The organism is Burkholderia sp. AW33-5, from assembly GCF_053427615.1.
The window spans coordinates 55,777-72,751 of sequence record NZ_JBSAXA010000008.1 but is presented as its reverse complement, the minus strand read 5'-3'; the positions used below and the strand labels follow the sequence as shown (position 1 = coordinate 72,751).

Annotated in this window: 16 protein-coding genes and 1 pseudogene; 7 read left to right on the top strand and 10 right to left on the bottom strand. The window is 66.4% G+C overall.

Annotated elements, in window-relative coordinates:
- Positions 1–3: 3 nt before the first annotated feature.
- Complete coding sequence (locus ACV22V_RS15475; RefSeq protein ID WP_448014491.1) at positions 4–1,149, bottom strand: ABC transporter ATP-binding protein; 1,146 nt, start codon at positions 1,147–1,149, stop codon at positions 4–6.
- An 11-nt stretch (positions 1,150–1,160) separates the two neighbouring features.
- The gene (locus ACV22V_RS15470; protein WP_448014489.1) at positions 1,161–2,282 is read right to left on the bottom strand and encodes a polyamine ABC transporter substrate-binding protein; all 1,122 of its coding nucleotides are present in this window, start codon (positions 2,280–2,282) and stop codon (positions 1,161–1,163) included.
- Between the two features lie 240 nt (positions 2,283–2,522).
- Here ACV22V_RS15470 and ACV22V_RS15465 point away from each other — a divergent pair, with 240 nt between their 5' ends.
- The gene (locus ACV22V_RS15465) at positions 2,523–3,356 is read left to right on the top strand and encodes a helix-turn-helix transcriptional regulator (protein ID WP_448014487.1); all 834 of its coding nucleotides are present in this window, start codon (positions 2,523–2,525) and stop codon (positions 3,354–3,356) included.
- A gap of 1 nt (position 3,357) precedes the next feature.
- A pseudogene (locus ACV22V_RS15460) lies at positions 3,358–3,504 on the top strand (porin); the annotation flags it as partial.
- A 73-nt stretch (positions 3,505–3,577) separates the two neighbouring features.
- Here the strand turns inward: ACV22V_RS15460 and ACV22V_RS15455 are convergent.
- The 4 genes from ACV22V_RS15455 to ACV22V_RS15440 all read right to left on the bottom strand — a co-directional run bounded on the left by ACV22V_RS15455 (position 3,578) and on the right by ACV22V_RS15440 (position 6,518).
- On the bottom strand, positions 3,578–4,078 hold the full coding sequence (locus tag ACV22V_RS15455) for a hypothetical protein (RefSeq protein WP_448014645.1): 501 nt from the start codon (positions 4,076–4,078) through the stop codon (positions 3,578–3,580).
- A gap of 154 nt (positions 4,079–4,232) precedes the next feature.
- Positions 4,233–4,700, bottom strand: a complete 468-nt coding sequence (locus ACV22V_RS15450; protein WP_448014486.1) for a sodium:proline symporter — start codon at positions 4,698–4,700, stop codon at positions 4,233–4,235.
- A gap of 34 nt (positions 4,701–4,734) precedes the next feature.
- The gene (locus tag ACV22V_RS15445) at positions 4,735–5,394 is read right to left on the bottom strand and encodes a hypothetical protein (RefSeq protein WP_059530720.1); all 660 of its coding nucleotides are present in this window, start codon (positions 5,392–5,394) and stop codon (positions 4,735–4,737) included.
- Positions 5,395–5,561: 167 nt separating this feature from the next.
- Positions 5,562–6,518 carry a LysR substrate-binding domain-containing protein gene (locus ACV22V_RS15440; protein ID WP_223964304.1) on the bottom strand — a complete coding sequence of 319 codons (957 nt, stop codon included), beginning with the start codon at positions 6,516–6,518 and terminating at the stop codon, positions 5,562–5,564.
- 57 nt (positions 6,519–6,575) lie between these two features.
- Between ACV22V_RS15440 and ACV22V_RS15435 the strand changes: the two genes are divergently transcribed.
- The 3 genes from ACV22V_RS15435 to ACV22V_RS15425 all read left to right on the top strand — a co-directional run bounded on the left by ACV22V_RS15435 (position 6,576) and on the right by ACV22V_RS15425 (position 9,582).
- The gene (locus tag ACV22V_RS15435) at positions 6,576–7,478 is read left to right on the top strand and encodes a DMT family transporter (RefSeq protein WP_448014484.1); all 903 of its coding nucleotides are present in this window, start codon (positions 6,576–6,578) and stop codon (positions 7,476–7,478) included.
- Between the two features lie 558 nt (positions 7,479–8,036).
- Complete coding sequence (locus ACV22V_RS15430; RefSeq protein WP_059536583.1) at positions 8,037–9,191, top strand: branched-chain amino acid ABC transporter substrate-binding protein; 1,155 nt, start codon at positions 8,037–8,039, stop codon at positions 9,189–9,191.
- A gap of 88 nt (positions 9,192–9,279) precedes the next feature.
- Positions 9,280–9,582 (top strand): hypothetical protein, encoded by a 303-nt coding sequence (locus tag ACV22V_RS15425; RefSeq protein ID WP_059820767.1) that lies wholly within the window; start codon positions 9,280–9,282, stop codon positions 9,580–9,582.
- Positions 9,583–9,664: 82 nt separating this feature from the next.
- Here ACV22V_RS15425 and ydiJ read toward each other — a convergent pair whose 3' ends face one another.
- A complete protein-coding gene (ydiJ, locus tag ACV22V_RS15420; RefSeq protein ID WP_448014482.1) occupies positions 9,665–12,724 on the bottom strand; it encodes a D-2-hydroxyglutarate dehydrogenase YdiJ in 3,060 nt (1,019 codons plus the stop codon).
- 152 nt (positions 12,725–12,876) lie between these two features.
- On the opposite strand from ydiJ, the gene ACV22V_RS15415 reads away from it, so the two are divergent.
- Positions 12,877–13,770, top strand: coding sequence for a LysR substrate-binding domain-containing protein (locus ACV22V_RS15415; RefSeq protein WP_059530738.1), 894 nt, complete (start codon positions 12,877–12,879; stop codon positions 13,768–13,770).
- 24 nt (positions 13,771–13,794) lie between these two features.
- Here ACV22V_RS15415 and ACV22V_RS15410 read toward each other — a convergent pair whose 3' ends face one another.
- Positions 13,795–14,646 (bottom strand): LysR substrate-binding domain-containing protein, encoded by an 852-nt coding sequence (locus tag ACV22V_RS15410; RefSeq protein ID WP_059691006.1) that lies wholly within the window; start codon positions 14,644–14,646, stop codon positions 13,795–13,797.
- A gap of 106 nt (positions 14,647–14,752) precedes the next feature.
- On the opposite strand from ACV22V_RS15410, the gene ACV22V_RS15405 reads away from it, so the two are divergent.
- Complete coding sequence (locus tag ACV22V_RS15405) at positions 14,753–15,400, top strand: LysE family translocator (RefSeq protein WP_321852038.1); 648 nt, start codon at positions 14,753–14,755, stop codon at positions 15,398–15,400.
- Between the two features lie 141 nt (positions 15,401–15,541).
- Here the strand turns inward: ACV22V_RS15405 and sfnG are convergent, their stop codons facing one another.
- Both sfnG and ACV22V_RS15395 read right to left on the bottom strand, forming a co-directional pair.
- Entirely contained in the window at positions 15,542–16,645 is a 1,104-nt protein-coding gene (gene sfnG, locus ACV22V_RS15400; RefSeq protein ID WP_223964321.1) for a dimethylsulfone monooxygenase SfnG, read from the bottom strand.
- Positions 16,642–16,971, bottom strand: coding sequence for a hypothetical protein (locus tag ACV22V_RS15395; protein ID WP_448014479.1), 330 nt, complete (start codon positions 16,969–16,971; stop codon positions 16,642–16,644). Before ACV22V_RS15395 ends, sfnG begins: the two co-directional genes overlap by 4 nt.
- Positions 16,972–16,975: the final 4 nt, after the last annotated feature.

Below are 16,975 nucleotides of genomic sequence, written 5' to 3'. Positions count from 1 at the left end.
CCCTCACTGCGTCAGCACGACGCCGCTGGCCGGCGACCACGACACGAACACGTCGTCGTTCCACGCCGGCGCGCTGTCGTGCATCAGGTGCGAGCTCGACAGGTTCGACACCACCGTCTTGCCGCTCGGCAGACGCACGTGATACAGCGAGTACGCACCCATGTACGCGATGTCGGTCACCACGCCGCGCGCCCAGTTGTGATGCGAGCCGGGCTTTTCGCGCGACACGTGCACGCGTTCCGGACGCACCGAGATGCCGACCGGCATGCCGAGCGGGCCCGTCACGCCGTGGCTCACGTACATGCGTGCCTCGAGGTCGTCGCTCTCGACGAAGATGTGATCGGGTTCGTCCTCGACCACGCGCCCTTCGAACAGATTGGTCGAGCCGATGAACTCGGCCGAGAAGCGGCTGTTCGGGTATTCGTACACTTCGCCCGGCGTGCCGATCTGCACGATCTTGCCTTCGCTCATTACCGCGAGGCGGCTCGCCATCGTCATCGCTTCTTCCTGGTCGTGCGTGACCATCACGCAGGTCACGTCGACCCTCTCGATGATGTTCACGAGTTCGAGCTGGGTCTTCTGACGGATCTTCTTGTCGAGCGCGGACATCGGCTCGTCGAGCAGCAGCAGCTTCGGGCGCTTCACCAGCGAGCGGGCGAGCGCGACGCGCTGCTGTTGGCCGCCCGACAGTTGATGCGGCTTGCGCTTCGCGTACTTGCTCATCTGCACGAGCGCGAGCGCGTCGGCCACGCGTTCCTTGATTTCGTTCTTCGGCGTGCCTTCCTGCTTCAGGCCGAACGCGACGTTCGACTCGACCGACATGTGCGGAAACAGCGCGTACGACTGGAACATCATGTTCACCGGCCGGCGGTACGGCGGCAGCGACGCGAGGTCCTCGCCGTCGACGAAGATCTTGCCGGAGGTGGCCGTTTCCAGCCCGGCGAGCATGCGCAACAGTGTCGACTTGCCGCAGCCCGAACTGCCGAGCAGTGCGAACAATTCGTTCTTCGCGATCGTCAGGTTGACGTTGTCGACGGCCGTGCTGTCGCCGAACTTCTTCACGACGTTTTCGATGCGCACGAAGGCGTCGTGCGCGGGCTGGCTGCGATGACCGGCTGCGGCCGGCCGGGCGGATACGATATGGTCCATGATCGTCGCCCTCAACCGCCCGACTTCAACTGCAGCCACAGGCGGTTCTGCATTCGAGCGATGTCGGCGCTGCGCGGCATCGCGAGCGACGTCTTCGCGATTGCGGCGTCCGACAGGTAGACACCCGAATCCTGTGCGATCGCAGGCGTCACGAACGCTTTCGCGGCCTTGTTCGCACTCGGATAGAAGATCTCGTTCGTGATCGCCGCGTTGGTCTTCGGCTCCTCGATATAGTTGATCCACTTCAGCGCGGCTTCGGGGTGCGGCGCATCCTTCGGGATCGCCATCACGTCGAACCACAGGAGGCCGCCTTCCTTCGGATTCACGTAGCGGATCTCGTACGAACGCTTCGCATCCAGCGTGCGGCGCCGTGCGACGCTGACGTCGCCAGACCAGCCGAGCACGACGCACACGTCGTTGTTCGCGAGGTCGTCCGCGTAGCCCGCCGAGCTGAACTGCGTCACGTACGGACGGATCTTCTTCAGCACGTCGTACGCGGCCTGATAGTCCGCCGGGCTCTTGCTCTCCGGGTCCCTTCCCATGTACTGCAGCGCGGCCGCGAACGCGGCGTCCGGCGCATCGAGCAACGAAATGCCGCACCCCTTCAGCTTCGCCGCGTTCGCGGGATCGAACAGCAGCGCCCAGCTGTCGGTGGGCGCGGCGTCGCCGAGCCGCTTCTTCACTGCCTCCACGTTGTAGCCGATGCCCGTCGTGCCCCACGCCCACGGTACGCCGTACTGATTGCCCGGATCGGCCTTCGCGATCATCTTCATCAACACCGGGTCGAGGTTCGCAAGATTCGGCAGCTTCGATTTGTCGAGCTTCTGGTACACGCCGGCCTGGATTTGCTGGGCGAGATAGTTCGACGTCGGCACGACGATGTCGTAGCCCGAGCTGCCCGCGAGCAGCTTGGTCTGCAGCGTGTCGTCGCTGTCGTAGCTGTCGTAGCGCACCTTGATGCCCGTCTGCTTCTCGAAGCCGGACACCGTGTCCTTCGCGACGTATTCCGACCAGTTGTACACGTTCAGGTTGGCATCGCCCGCACGGGCAGGCAGGCTGGCCGTAGCGGCCAGCGCCACCGACGTGGCAAGCGCGGCGCGCAAGGCCGCGCGACAACGGAAACGGATACGCATGGAGATTCTCCTTGTGATGGATATCGGCCGTGACGCCCGCTCCGGATCCGGACCGGCGTCGACGCCGTCAGGCGGTGTTCAGCACAAGGGGCAATGTAGAGATCGCGGCTCGTATCGTCAGTCCCGAAAACCGGGACAAACGCCATCGTCGTTCGGGACCGTTTGGGTAGATTCCCGCGTAGGCAGTCGAAAATTTTCGTGATACCTGTAGTCCACCCGATTTCTTCGACACCCGACGCCATGAGCGCTGCGCTTTCCGCCCCCGATCTCCCGCTGAGCCATGTCGCATTCGTGACCGATACGCTCGGCGACATCGCACAAGCGATCGGGACCCCGCAGTTCATGCGCGCCGTGTACGACACGCTCGTGCGCTACGTCGATTTCGACGCCGTGCATCTCGACTACGAACGCGGTGCGGCGTCGGGCAGGCGCAGCGTCGGCTGGATCGGCAGCTTCGGCCGCGAGCCCGAGCTCGTCGCGCAGGTGATGCGTCATTACTACCGTAGCTACGCGAGCGAGGACGTCACGTATGCGGCCATCGACAGCGAAAGCGACACGCAGCTGCTTCAGGTGTCGTCGCAGCGGGTCGCGAGCGAGCTGCGGCACCTGTTCTTCGACGCGGGCGACATTCACGACGAATGCGTAATCGCGGGCGTGACGGGCGGCACGCGCTACTCGATTTCGGTCGCGCGTTCGCGGCGGCTGCCGCCGTTTTCGCTGAAGGAGCTGAGCCTGCTGAAGCAGCTGTCGCAGGTCGTGCTGCCGATGGCGTCCGCGCATAAGCGGCTGCTCGGCGCGGCCTGCGCGGACGAAGCGCCGCGCGACGAACTCGATCTCGACCTCGTCGCGCAATGGCTACCGGAACTGCAGGAACGGCTGACCGCGCGCGAGATGCGCGTGTGTGCATCGTTCATCCAGGGCATGACCTCGGCGGCGATCGCACAGTCGATGGGCCTCAAGACGTCCACCGTAGATACCTACGCGAAGCGCGCGTTCGCGAAGCTCGGCGTCGATTCGCGCCGGCAGCTGATGGCGCTCGTGCTCAGGAATGCATCACGCCGACGCGATGCGTGAGCTGTTCGGCTACCAGAAGGCGAGCGGCAATACGCTGAACGCGAGTGGCGCGATCGTGAAGGCCGCGGCATCGGTCGGCTCGTATGGCGTGAACTCGGGCACCGATACGCAGGAACTCGCGATCGTCGGGATCCGCGACAAATTCTGATGGCACCCGTCACATCGTGATGACCCAGCGGACGCACATTGCGGTGTGCGGCCGCCGCGCCGTGTGCGCAGGTCTAATGCCGGCGCATCCCGCCGAACCCGTGCTCCCCGCCGACAAAGGTCGGGCCACGATGAAAGCCGCTGCCCATCGGAACGCCGACGCGGCCACGCATGCCCCCGTCGAAGTGACCGAAGTGACCGAAGTGACCGAAGTGACCAACGTGACCGAAGTGGTCGAAGTGATGACGATGATGGAAACGGTCGATGAAGACGAAACTGACACCCGTGCCGACGAACACCGCCGGCCCCCAGTACCACGGGTCGGCGTACGGATAAGCGGTGTCCGGGTACCACACGATGGTGCCGTCCTGGCTTTGCATCATCTGCCAGGTGCCGTCGCTTTGCCGGCACGCGCGCCCGACGATCTGCTGTTCCGTGCCGTCGATTTCCGCTTGCACGACGACCGCACGGCAACGGGCGCCCTCATCCGGCGTGTCGTCGTACGTTTGCGCAAGCACGCACATGGAACAGCCGAGACAAACGACGCCCATCCCGACCCGAAACAAGTTGCACATGATCGGCTCCCGCATGATTGCCCCGACCACCCGATCCTTGGCATCACGAACGACGCGCGGCTTCGTATCGGGTCACCCGATCATTAGACGATGTAGCGTGCCGGATTATTCCAGGGGTCGGGATGCGAATGCGCGACGCAGGGACCATCGGCGATCATGCGCGCGGCGAGCGCCGGACGATGCAGTAGACGCCCGCCGCAACGACACCGAACGCCACATGGGCGACCAGCGTGATCGCGCCGCGCACTGCGGCGAACCACGGGAACACCGCAGTGAACACATGCAGGTTGATGCCGTAGAGAAGGCATCCGAATGCGCCGCCCGCAAGCAGCGCGACGCCCGGCGACAGGTTGCGGACCATTCTCGCCAGCACGGCCGCATAGGCAAGCGACAGCGCGGCATGCACCAGCGTCGCCACGCCCATGATCGTCGGATCGAAGCCCGCTGACGCAACGAGCACGGATCGCCCCATCACGAGGGCGGCCGTCAGGCGCGCGTCGCGAAGCAGGTTGTGAAAGGCGTCTTCTCCGGCGATCGGCCAGAGCAGCAACTCGACGACGGTCGAGCCGAACGCCGCGCCGAACGCTGCCCAGAGAATCGGGACCGCACCGGTCTGCTTCAATTGCCCTCCGCGGCGACGGCGCGCCGTGCGCGCCTTACAACGGGCGTTCGCAATCCGTCCAGTACGCGAACGGATCGCGATGCTTCGGGTAGTGCTCGTCGAGCCATTTCAGCAACGTCGCACGCGCGTTGTCCAGATCGGCCTTCGACGACGACGTCGTCATCTCGTGCACTTCGACGGACTTTTCCCGATCCATCACGTAGCAGTTCCAGTCGGGGCCGTCGAGATCCGGATCGTCGGACGCCTTCGACGACTTGCGCCAGCCGAACCCCTTGCGCGCATCGATGTAATAGCGCGGATGCACTTTCAGATACGACATCTCGCCGCCCTGCAGGCTGCTTTCCGCGCGCAGCACGTCGCGTTCATCGACGATCTGCGTGACTTCCGGAAGCCGGCGCGAGCGCCAGCCGGCCGGCAGCGTCGCCGTCGCCCGCACGGCGTCGTACGGGCCCCACGCGAGGCCCCAGGCTTCGGCCATGCGCTTCATGAACGCATCCGCGCCCGGATAGCCGCGCAACTGGATTCTCGTCGACAACGTGACTTCGACGCGGCCGTCGGCGCCGGCGGGGTCGCCTGCCGCTTCGAACGGATTGCCCGGACGCGACGCGCGCTGCTGCGCGTCCGCGGGCGCCATGCCCGAAAACAGCTGGTCGAGCGCCGCACGCGCTTTCGACGACTTGTCTGGTCTATTCATTACTCACTCTCTCCCTCTGCATCCGCACGTCTGCAAAAACTGTCGATTCTCGTTCATCTTCGGATCTCGCGGTTTTCCGCGGTCGCATTGTCGACGATCCCATGGCCGCGGTCGAGCACCGGTGGCATCGACGCACGTCGTGTCGCCGGTCCCGACGCTGCCGTCGCCTACCCCAGCGCCGCCCGCATCCGCTCCATCAGCGCGAGCACTTCCGGACGATTCTCGCCCTTCGCATGCACGAAGTGATACCTCAGCAGCGACTCGACCTCATGCCGGCTCACGCGCACGAGCGCGCTGCGCTTGAGATACGCATCGGCGAGCGGCATCCGCGCCAGGGCCACGCCGAGCCCGGCTTCGGCCGCCGCGAGCACCAGGTTGTAGTCCTCGAAGCGGCGATCCTGCGCGCGCGGCTTGAACGGAATGCCGAGCGCGTCGAACCAGGTACGCCAGCCCGTCACATCGGAGTCGTGCAACAGCGGCATCTCGAGCAGCGCGGCGTCGCCGTTTCGACGGCGCAGCGCGGCCAGTTGCGCGGCGAGCCGCGGATGCGCGACCGGATAAAGCGTCTCCGGCATGAACTCGCGCGTCTCGAGCCGACGCCAGTTGCCGCGCCCGTAACGGATCGACAGATCCGCTTCGCCGGCGGCGATATCCACGTTGCGAAGCTCGATGCCGAGCTCGATGCGCAACGCGGGCGCCTCGCTCTCGAGCGCATGCTGGCGCTCGAGCAGCCAGAGCTGCGCGAACGCCGGCACCACGCTCATCCTGACCAGTCTCGGCGTGCGCGGCAAGCGCCACTGATCGGCCGCGCCGTCGATGATCGCGAACGCCTGTTCGATCCGGCCGACGAAGCGCTGGCCGTCCGGCGTCAGCCGCACGCCGCGCGCATGACGTTCGAACAATGCCATGCCCAGCCAGTTCTCGACGGCCGCCACGCGCCGGCTGATCGCGCCATGCGTGACGCCGGAGGCATCGGCGGCCGCCAGAAACGAACCCTGGCGCGCCACCGTGCAGACGGTCTCCAGACTGGCCAGCGGCGGACGCGGGCCGGGTGCCGACGCGAGGGCCGGCAGCGCGTCCGCCACACGCCGCCGCATGCGCACCGAGCTGTGAGCCATATTCATACCCGCATGTTGATCTGTGCGCTAGCTTAACATCTGACCACGCCGCACCATTGCCGCATGAACACGCTTTCTTCCTCCTCGTCGCGCGGCGCGCGACTGCCGCTCGTCGCGGCCGGCGCGGTGGCGTTCACGATCGTCTCGTGGGCCTCCGCCTTCCCGTTCATCCGCATCGGCCTGCACGGGCTGGCCCCGCTACAGCTCGCGGCCGCACGCTTCGCGACCGCGGCCGTGCTCGTGATCGCATGGCTCGCGTGGCGGCGGCCTCGACTGCCGGCCACGGGCGACGCGTTGCGCTTTCTCGTCTGCGGCTTGCTCGGCATCGCGCTCTACAACGCGCTGCTCAATACCGGCGAGCAGACCGTGTCGGCCGGCGCCGCGAGCTTCATCGTGAACACGCTGCCGATCTTCACGGCGGTGCTGGCCGCGCTGTTTCTGCGCGAACGCTTCAATCGCTGGGGATGGCTCGGCTCGCTGGTCAGCCTGGCCGGCATCGCGGTGATCGCGCACGGACAGCCGGGCGGTCTCGTCCTCGGCTCCGGGAGCACGCTGATTCTCGGCGCGGCACTGTGTTCGGCCAGCTATTTCGTGTTGCAGCGGCGGCTGATTCCCGTGTACGGCGCGCTGCCCTGCGCCGCCTATACGCTGCTGGCGGGTGCGGTGCTGCTCGCGCCATGGTTGCCCGGCGCGCTCGTGTCGCTCGGCGGCGGGGCTTCGCGCGACACGGTGCTTGCCGTCCTGGTGCTCGGCGTCTTTCCCGCCGCGCTGGGCTACGCGACGTGGACCTTCGCGCTTGGCCACTTCGGCGCGGCGCGCGCCGCCAATTTCCTCTATCTGACGCCGGCGGTCGCGACGGCATTGTCGATGGCGCTGACGGGCGAGCGCCCCGGCATCGAGACGGTGTGCGGTGGCCTGCTCGCAATTGCCGGCGTGATACTCGTGGCCTTGCGCGGACGGACATAGGCGCGCGGTTTCGTCGGACGGCAAGACTTGCTCGAAGAACGACGGGGGCGCGGTTCCGCCAAGCCGGGCCCCGTCGGCTGCAAAACTGGACACACATGCAGTTCGACGCCGCGCGCCAATTCATCGACGCGGGCGAACATGACCGTTAGTTGCATCAATCGGATGGCGGCTTTGCTGCGGCGTCACGATGAAAGTGTGCAGACAAACCGACCGAACAGTTCTCGATTGATTGCATGGCACTGTCCATGGTCATCGGTGGCGGTCCGGTCGAATAATCGGAGCATTCGACGGTACAAAACAGCCACATCTGCGCGAAAAGCCGCGCAAGCGCATCACATTTGCGCAAGGCCGGGCAATTCGCGCAAGCGGGCGCAAACGGGTTCGGATATATTCATACCAGTTGCATGTCGTCAGACGAAATCGCCGGTCTCGACGGCCCGGCGACATGCGAGCCGAACCCGTCATGGGTCACGGAGACGCGTCCGGCTCGCCGATCGCCTCACGAGGGCGCGCGGCCGACCGGGCGGCAATAGAAATATCAATCAACGGAGATGGCAGATGGAACGAAGCATTGTCGGCATGCGCTGCAAACCCCTGATGACCGTCGCACTGGCCGCCGCCGCATTCGCGGCCGCATCGGGCGCGATGGCCGACCAGGTCGTGAAGATCGGCAGCGTCGAACCGACGACGGGCGGCATCTCGCACCTCGGCAAGGACAACGAGAACGGCGCGCGCCTCGCGGTCGAGGAAATCAATGCGAAGGGCCTGACGATCGGCGGCAAGAAGATCACGTTGCAGCTCGACGCGCAGGATGACGCGGCCGACCCGCGCCAGGCCACGCAGGTCGCGCAGAAGCTCGTCGACGACAAGGTCGTCGCCGTCATCGGCCACCTGAACTCGGGCACGTCGATTCCCGCGTCGAAGATCTACAGCGACGCGGGCATCGTGCAGATCTCGCCGTCGGCCACGAACCCCACCTACACGCAGCAGGGCTTCAAGACGACGTATCGCGTGGTCGCGACCGACGCGCAGCAAGGTCCGGCACTCGCGAGCTACGCGCAGTCGAAGGGCGTGAAGAGCGTGGCGGTGATCGACGATTCGACCGCGTACGGCCAGGGCCTCGCGAACGAATTCGAAAAGAAGGCGAAGGCGCTCGGCCTGAAGGTGCTGTCGCACGATGCGACCAACGACAAGGCCGTCGACTTCCGCGCGATTCTGACGAAGGTCAAGGGCGAGAACCCGGACGCGATCATGTACGGCGGCATGGACGCCACCGGCGGCCCGCTCGCGAAGCAGGCGAAGCAGCTCGGCCTGCGCGCGAAGATCCTGTCCGGCGACGGCGTGTGCACCGACTCGCTGGCCGAGCTGGCCGGCCCGGCGGCCGACAACGTGCTGTGCTCGCAGGCCGGCGCGGCGCTCGAGAAGATGCCGGGCGGCGCGGCGTTCCTCGCCAAGTACCAGAAGCGCTTCAACCAGGGCATCAAGTTCGATGCGCCGTTCGCGTACGACGCGGTCTACATCGCGGTCGACGCGATGAAGCGCGCGAACTCGACCGACCCGGCGAAGATCCTCGCGGCGATGCCGTCGACGAAATATGAAGGCGTGATCGGCACGACGACGTTCGACGCGAAGGGCGACCTGACGCACGGGATCATCTCGATCTACGGCTACAAGAGCGGCAAGAAGACCTTCCTCGACCAGGTGAAGATGTAACGCCCCGCGACGCCGGCACGACGGGAACGCCATCCGTCGGCGCCGGCGCCGCGCGGAGCCGATTCAAGTTTTGCGGAGATGAAGCGACATGTGTGCAATGGCGTATGCGGAATTTCAACAGGAGTTGAAGAAAGCGCAGTTGACGGCTCGGGAATTCGCCCGCCTGATCCGTATGAACGAAAGTTCCATCACGAACTATTCGAGCAAGGGCACCGTCCCTTCCCACCTCGCGGTCATCGCGACCCTGATCGGCGCGCTCGCCGCGCACGAGATCGATTTCCGGCACGTCATCGGTAAAACGGGCATCGAGCCGAAACGGCCGCGCGGCGTCGGCGCGTTTCCGGCAGCGCGCAAGCCGCGCGCGCGGAAGACCGCGAAAGCCGGCGCCTGAGCCAGGCAGGGCGTCAGTCGCGGCATTGCACGTGCCGCTCGATCCGGCGCGTGCGCTGCCGCATCACACTCACCACCGCCCGTCACCCCGCCGCACGCACGTGATCGAGCAGCGCCTGCAGCGGATGACGCAGCTGCCGCGCGGACATGCGCTTCACCTGGCTGCGGCACGAATACCCGGTCGCCAGCGCTTCGCCCGCCTCTTCCGGCGCATCGACATGCGCGGCCCACGATTGCGCATAGATCGCCCGCGACGTCTGCAGGTTGCGCGCCTCGTGCCCGTAGGTCCCCGACATCCCGCAGCACCCGGCCGCCTGAACCGCCAGGCGCAGCCCGCGACGCGCGAACACCTGCGCCCACTGCTTGCCGCTGTCCGGTGCGTTGGTCTTCTCGGTGCAATGCGGCAGCAGCCGATACGCCGCCGATACGCCGCCCGAACCCGCGCCCGCCGCGACTTCCGGCAGCGCGTGCAGCAGCCACTCCTGCGGCAGCGCGACCTTCGGCACGTCGGCGAGCCCCGTCACCTTCAGGTATTCCTGCCGATACGTGAGCGTCATCGCCGGATCGAGGCCGACGAGCGCGACACCCGAGCGCGCGAGCGCGGCCAGTTGCGTCGCGTTGCGAATCGCCGCCTGCTCGAACGCGCGGAGGAAGCCCTGCACGTGCAGCGCCTTGCCGTTCGGCGCGAGCGGTGCGAGCCACACCTGGAAGCCGACGCGCGCGGCCAGCTCGATCAGCGTCGCCAGTTGCTCGGTGTCGAAATAGCGCGTGAAGGTGTCCTGAACGATCACGACGCCGCGCGCGCGCTGCGCATCGTCCAGCGCGGCGAGCGCCCGCGGATCGGCCGGCCGCACGTTCCACTGCCGGATCACGGCCGCGAGGTCGAAGCGGCTCAGGAGCGGGCTGTCGACCATGCCGACGTGCCGCTCGAGCAGCGTGCGCACCCAGCCGGCACGCATCAGGCCGTTGTACAGCGCGGGCACGCGCGCCATCCACGGCATCGTGAATTCGAGCGAGCCGATCAAATAGTCGCGCAGCGGCCGCTGGTAGCGCTGGTGATACAGCTCGAGAAAACGCGAGCGGAACTCGGGCACGTTGACCTTGACCGGGCACTGCCCCGCACACGACTTGCACGCGAGGCAGCCGGCCATCGCGTCGTACACCTCGTGCGAGAAGTCGGCTTCGCCGTCGCGCGCGGCGCGGCTGTTGCGCCAGCGCGCAACGAGGCCGCGCAGAAACGGCTGTCGCGCGCGCGCCGCCGCGACGACGTCGATGCCGGCCTGTCCTTGCAGACGCAACCATTCGCGCATCAGCGACGCGCGCCCCTTCGGCGACTGCACGCGTTCGCGCGTCGCCTTCCACGACGGGCACATCGCGTCGTCCGGATCGAAGTTGTAGCACGCGCCGTTGCCGTTGCAGTGCATCGCCGTGCCGTAGCTCTGCCACACGCGCTCGTCGATCTGCCGGTCGTGGTCGCCGCGCGTCGGCACTTCGTCGATCTTCAGCAGCCGCAGCGTGTTGTCCGGCGGCGTCGCGATCTTGCCCGGGTTGAACTGGTTGTGCGGATCGAACGCGGCCTTCAGTTGCTGCAGCGACGGATACAGCTCGCCGAAGAACGCCGGCGCATATTCGGAGCGCACGCCCTTGCCGTGTTCGCCCCATAACAGGCCACCATGGCGCTGCGTGAGTTCGGCCACCGCGTCCGACACCGGCCGCACCAGCGCGGCCTGCTTCGGGTCCTTCATGTCGAGCGCCGGGCGCACGTGCAGCACGCCCGCGTCGACGTGGCCGAACATCCCGTACTGCAGCCCGTGGCCGTCGAGCAGCGCGCGGAATTCGGCGATGTACGCGGCGAGATTCTCGGGCGGCACCGCGGTGTCCTCTACGAACGGCTGCGGGCGCGCCTCGCCCTGCACGTTGCCGAGCAGGCCGACCGCGCGCTTGCGCATCGCGTACACGCGTTTCACCGCATCGTCGCCGGTCGCGAGCGTGTGGCCCAGCCGCTCGACACTCGTGTCGGTGCGCAAATGCTCGACGAACGCGCGCACGCGCGCATCGACGTCGTCGGCATCGTCGCCGCTGAATTCGATCAGGTTGATGCCGAGCGTCGGACGCGCATCGTCCTGCGGAAAATACTCGGCCACGCTGCTCCACACGAAATCCTTCATCGCGAGCATCAGCACCTTCGAGTCGACCGTCTCGATCGACAGCGGCTTGAGTTCGAGCAGCGCACGCGCATCGCGCAACGCGTCCATGAAACCGGCGTAGCGCACGTTGACGAGCACCGAATACTTCGGGATCGGCAACACGTTCAGCTTCGCCTCGACGACGAAACCGAGCGAGCCTTCGGCGCCGCACAGCACGCTGTTCAGGTTGAAGCGGCCGTCCGGTTCGCGCAGGTGCGCGAGATCGTAGCCGGTCAGGCAGCGATTGAGCTTCGGAAACTTCGCGTCGATCAGCGCGGCCTTTTCGTCGCTGATACGGCGCGCGGTGCGATACACCTTGCCGACGCGGTCCTGCCTCGTGCAGCGGCGTTCCAGTTCGTCATCGGCGAGCGCGTCGCTGTGCAGCTGCTCGCCGCCCATCAGCACGAAGTCGAGCGCCAGCACGTGGTCGCGCGTCTTGCCGTACGTGCAACTGCCCTGCCCGCTCGCATCGGTATTGATCATTCCGCCGACCGTCGCGCGGTTCGACGTCGACAGTTCGGGCGCGAAAAAGAGGCCGTGCGGCTTCAGCGCGGCGTTGAGCTGGTCCTTGACGACGCCCGCCTGCACGCGCACCCAGCGCTCGCCGGCGTTGATTTCCAGGATCCGGTTCATGTTGCGCGACAGATCCACGACCATGCCGTCGGTCAGCGACTGCCCGTTGGTGCCCGTACCGCCACCGCGCGCCGCCACGGCGACGTCGCGGTGCGCGGGCTCGGCGAGCAGGCGCGCGAGCAGCCGCACGTCGTCCGCATGCGCGGGACAGATCACCGCCTGAGGCAGGCGCTGGTAGATCGAGTTGTCGGTCGCCTGCACGGTCCGGTTCGCATGGTCCGCGCGGATTTCACCGGCGAATCCGGCTGCCTGGAGGGCGGCGAGAAAGTCGCGATAACGGCCCTCGGACGGGCTGACGGGACGGGGCAACGAAGCGATCGACATGGGATGAAAGCGCAGTGTGGACGGAGCGGCGCGTGGCTTCGCTCGGAAACATGAGTTTTGAGCAAGATTCCCCGCAACGCGGAAATCCAGTATCTTGCGAATCATCGCGAGAAACAAACGAATTCTCCCCCGGCAAAACTTGCATAAAACTCATGAATTACCGCCGCCTGACCCCGTCCATGTCGTTGCTGCTCGTGTTCGAGGCCGCCGCGCGCCACGAAAGCTACACGCGCGCGGCCGACGAGCTGTCGCTGAGCCAGAGCGCGATCAGCCGGCAGGTCCAGACGCTCGAGGATCAGCTTGGTGTGCCGCTGTTCCGGCGTGAGGGCCGCTCGGTGAAACTGACGGAAGTCGGACGGCGCTACTTCGTCGAGCTGAGCGGCGCGCTCGGGCGCATCCGCGGTGCGACGCTGCAGGCGATGTCGCATCAGGCCGGCGCCGGCACGCTTCGGCTCGCGACCTTGCCGACCTTCGGCTCCAAATGGCTGCTGCCGCATCTGCACGATTTCTACGCCGCGCATCCGGGCGTGACCGTGCACCTGCATTCGCGGATCGGCGGCATCGACTTCCACACTGACGACCTCGACGCGGCCATCACCGTCGGCGCGGGCGACTGGCCGGGCTTGCACGCGCACCGGCTGTACAACGAGTTCCTGATCGCGATCGCGAGCCCCGATGCGGCGGCCGGGCGCCGCAAGGCCGGCCCGCGTGCGCCGGCGTGGGCGGTGGGGCAGACGCTGCTGGGCGTGACGAGCAATCAGCACGCGTGGGCCGAATGGTTCTCGCATTTCGGGCTCGATCATCGCGAGATGCGGATCGGCCCCAGTTTCGAGCTCACGTCGCACCTGATCCAGGCCGTGCGGGCCGGGATGGGGATCGGCCTCGTGCCGAAGGTGCTGGTGGAGGACGAGCTGAGCCGCAACGAACTGGTGTCGATCGGCGACGCGATCACCAGCCAGCGCAGCTACTACCTCGTGTATCCGCCGGAAAACGACACGCTGCCGTCGCTGGTGGCGTTTCGGGAATGGCTGCTGAAATCGTGCTGACGCGCGGGCAGACGGACAGCGCGATCACGCGCGCCATTCATTGAGAATCTGTTCGGCGAGGTAATCGCACGGCGGGCGCGCCGACTGCGCGCTGCGCGCCAGCACGACGTCGAGCGCGTCGAGCGGCGGTAGCCCTTCGTTCGGCGACAGTTGAACCAGATGAGCGGGGATGCTGCAGCGCGCGAGCGGCGCGACCGCGAGACCGGCCTCGACCATGCTGAGCAAGCCGAGGAAGCTCGGGCTCTCGTACGACATCCGGAACGGAATCTTCTGCCGGTTCAGCGCCTTGATCGCGTGATCGCGCGCCATGCTGCCGCCGTGCGTGAAGAACGCGACCGGCAGCGGCCGCTCTTCCCACACGTTCCGTTTTGCCGAGCCCGTCCACACGATCGGCTCGCGCCGCACCAGTTCGCCGGTCACGCCCTTGATGCGCGTGAGACAGGCAAGGTCGACGGTGTTGTCCTTCAGCATCGGCACGAGCGCGCTGCTCGGCTGGCCGATCACGCGCACTTCGACGCGCGGATGCATCGCGGCGAACTTGCCGAGCACCTGCGGCAGCAGCGACGAGATGTAATCGTCCGGCACGCCGATCGTCACGCGCCCGCGGATCTCCGGGCGCACGACCGACGCCCACGCCTCGTCGCGCATCGCCAGCATCCGGCGGCCGTAATCGGCGAGCATGCGGCCGTCGTCGGTGGCCGTGACGTTGCGCGTGTCGCGAATGAACAGCGGCTTGCCGAGCGCATCCTCCAGCGCCTTGATCTGCATGCTCACCGCCGACGGCGACCGGTGCACCGTTTGCGCGCCCTGCGCGAACGAGCCGGATTCCGTCACCGCCACCACCATTGCCAGCACATCGAGATCGAGCTTTTTCATCGCGTTCAGAAAATCTGATCAATCGATTCAGTTTATCCCGTTTTACTGGCCGCCTCCATCGCCGGACAATGAACGCCATCGACATTCATCGCGGGAAGCAGCAACCATGCATACCTCCGGCTCGCTCTACGGATTCCTGGTCATCGGCGGCATGCTCGCGATCACGCCGGGGCCGAACATGGTCTACGTGATGTCGCGCTCGATCGCGCAGGGGCGCACCGCCGGGCTGATTTCGTTGGCGGGCGTGATGGTGGGCTATCTGTTCTACATGTTCGGCGCCGCGTTCGGGATCACGACGCTGTTCCTGAGCGTGCCGTACGCGGGCACCGTGCTCGGCGTGGTGGGCGCCGCGTATCTGCTCTACCTCGCGTGGCAGGCGGTCCGGCCGGGCGGCCGGTCGCCGTTCGAGGTGAAGACACTGCCGAACGAGCAGCCGCTGCGGCTGCTCGCGATGGGCGCGACGACCAGCGTGCTGAATCCGAAGCTCGCGATGCTGTTCGTGTCGCTGCTGCCGCAGTTCATCGATTACCGGCAAGGCAGCGTGTTCGGCCAGTCGCTCTTTCTCGGTTCGTTGCTGATCGCGGCGTTCGCGTCGGCGAACGGGCTGGTCGCGATCTGCTCGAGCGGTATCGCGAAGTACCTGCATGGGCGTCCGGCGCTGCTGCTCGCGCAGCGCTGGGCGATGGGTGCGGTGCTCGGCGGCCTCGGCGTGCAGATGCTCGTCGAGGCGTCGAGAATGGCGGGTGCGGCGTGACGCGGGCGGCAGGACGCGGATCGGATGAATTCACGCCCGGCCCGCGCCGCTCGTCGTGACGCAGCGATCGTCATTGTCCGGCGGCACGCGGCGCCGGCCGCGACGTTCACGCGATCGCCACGTCCTGCACACCCGCGCGCATCACGCGGCAACCGCCTGCCGCTGCGCTTCGAGCTCGCGCACGAGCGGCAGCACGCGCTTGCCGAAATACTCGACTTCCTCGATGAAATGCAGGAACCCGGCGAGCACGAGATCGACGCCGATCGCCTTCAGCGCGACGATCCGCTCTGCGATCTGTTGCGGCGTGCCGATCAGGTTCGTGCGGAAACCGTCGTTGTACTGCACGAGATCCTCGAACGTGGATTTCGCCCAGTTGCCCTCGCCTTCCGGTGACGCCTTGCCGGCCTCCTTCACCGCATCGCCGAACGCATGCACCGCCTCGACGTGTGCGTGCCGGACGATGTCGTCGAGCACGGCCCGCGCCTCTTCCTCGGTGTCGCGCGCGATCACGAACGCGTTGACGCCGATCCGCACGCGATGGTCGTTCGCGGCAGCCTTCGCGCGGATGTCGTCGATCTGCGCCTTCAGGTTCTCCGGCGTATTGCCGTTCGTGAAGTACCAGTCCGACACGCTCGCCGCGTTGTCGCGCGCCGCGCGCGAGCTGCCGCCCTGGAAGATCTCCGGGTGCGGTTTCTGAACAGGCTTCGGGCTCAGCGTGTAATCGTTGAAGCGGTAGAAGTCGCCCTTGAACGTGAAATTGTCCTGCGTCCAGATGCCCTTCAGCGCCTGGATGAATTCCTTCGAGCGCCGATAGCGTTCGTCGTGCTCGAGCCACGGCTCGCCGATCGATGTGAATTCGCCCTTGAACCAGCCGCTGACGACGTTGATCGCGATGCGTCCGTTGGAAATGTGGTCGATCGTCGCGAGCTGCTTCGCGACCACGGCCGGATGCCACGGCCCCGGCAGGATCGCGGCGAGCACCTTCAGTTTCGTCGTCGCATGCAGCAGCGCCTGGCTGAACGAGACCGACTCGTGCTGGTATTCGGCGCCATAGCCGGCCGTGAAGCGGATCTGGCTCAGCGCGTAGTCGAAGCCGGCCGCCTCGGCCGTGCGCGCGAGCTTCTGGTTGTACTCGAGGCTCCAGTCGGTACGCTGCTCGATCGTGCTGACGACGAGGCCGCCGCTGACGTTCGGCACCCAGTATGCGAATTTGACGCCGTCGGCTGCTGGTTCGTGAATGCTCATGAGAGGTCCTGATCGAAGGAAAAAACGAAAGACGGGCTACGCGGCGGCGACAAGCGCGCGCGAATGCAGGTCGGGTTCGCAAGGAGCGTGCCATTGTCGACGGATGCACGTTCGCGCAGATCATCTGCACCACGAAGTTTCATTCGATCGCCCATCGGGCATGGCTTTAGCGGCCAAATAACCAGCCATGGAAAGCGTTTCGCCAGCCGCATCGAATCGATATTCCACAGTGAGATGAACCGACGTAAACAGCGTTGCTGATGCGCTGCTGCTCGATCAGCAGATTCGCGCCCGCCATTCGGCGGATCGCCGCGATCGGACGCCATTGCA

Bases quoted from the DNA above. Each gene is read 5' to 3' on its own strand.
- ACV22V_RS15430 (WP_059536583.1), top strand. From the start codon at position 8,037: ATGGAACGAAGCATTGTCGGCATGCGCTGCAAACCCCTGATGACCGTC.
- ACV22V_RS15445 (WP_059530720.1), bottom strand. From the start codon at position 5,394: ATGAATAGACCAGACAAGTCGTCGAAAGCGCGTGCGGCGCTCGACCAG.
- ACV22V_RS15465 (WP_448014487.1), top strand. From the start codon at position 2,523: ATGAGCGCTGCGCTTTCCGCCCCCGATCTCCCGCTGAGCCATGTCGCA.
- ACV22V_RS15415 (WP_059530738.1), top strand. From the start codon at position 12,877: ATGAATTACCGCCGCCTGACCCCGTCCATGTCGTTGCTGCTCGTGTTC.
- ACV22V_RS15395 (WP_448014479.1), bottom strand. From the start codon at position 16,971: ATGGCGTCCGATCGCGGCGATCCGCCGAATGGCGGGCGCGAATCTGCT.
- ACV22V_RS15470 (WP_448014489.1), bottom strand. From the start codon at position 2,282: ATGCGTATCCGTTTCCGTTGTCGCGCGGCCTTGCGCGCCGCGCTTGCC.
- ACV22V_RS15455 (WP_448014645.1), bottom strand. From the start codon at position 4,078: ATGTGCAACTTGTTTCGGGTCGGGATGGGCGTCGTTTGTCTCGGCTGT.
- ydiJ (WP_448014482.1), bottom strand. From the start codon at position 12,724: ATGTCGATCGCTTCGTTGCCCCGTCCCGTCAGCCCGTCCGAGGGCCGT.
- sfnG (WP_223964321.1), bottom strand. From the start codon at position 16,645: ATGAGCATTCACGAACCAGCAGCCGACGGCGTCAAATTCGCATACTGG.
- ACV22V_RS15410 (WP_059691006.1), bottom strand. From the start codon at position 14,646: ATGAAAAAGCTCGATCTCGATGTGCTGGCAATGGTGGTGGCGGTGACG.
- ACV22V_RS15475 (WP_448014491.1), bottom strand. From the start codon at position 1,149: ATGGACCATATCGTATCCGCCCGGCCGGCCGCAGCCGGTCATCGCAGC.
- ACV22V_RS15435 (WP_448014484.1), top strand. From the start codon at position 6,576: ATGAACACGCTTTCTTCCTCCTCGTCGCGCGGCGCGCGACTGCCGCTC.
- ACV22V_RS15440 (WP_223964304.1), bottom strand. From the start codon at position 6,518: ATGAATATGGCTCACAGCTCGGTGCGCATGCGGCGGCGTGTGGCGGAC.
- ACV22V_RS15425 (WP_059820767.1), top strand. From the start codon at position 9,280: ATGTGTGCAATGGCGTATGCGGAATTTCAACAGGAGTTGAAGAAAGCG.
- ACV22V_RS15405 (WP_321852038.1), top strand. From the start codon at position 14,753: ATGCATACCTCCGGCTCGCTCTACGGATTCCTGGTCATCGGCGGCATG.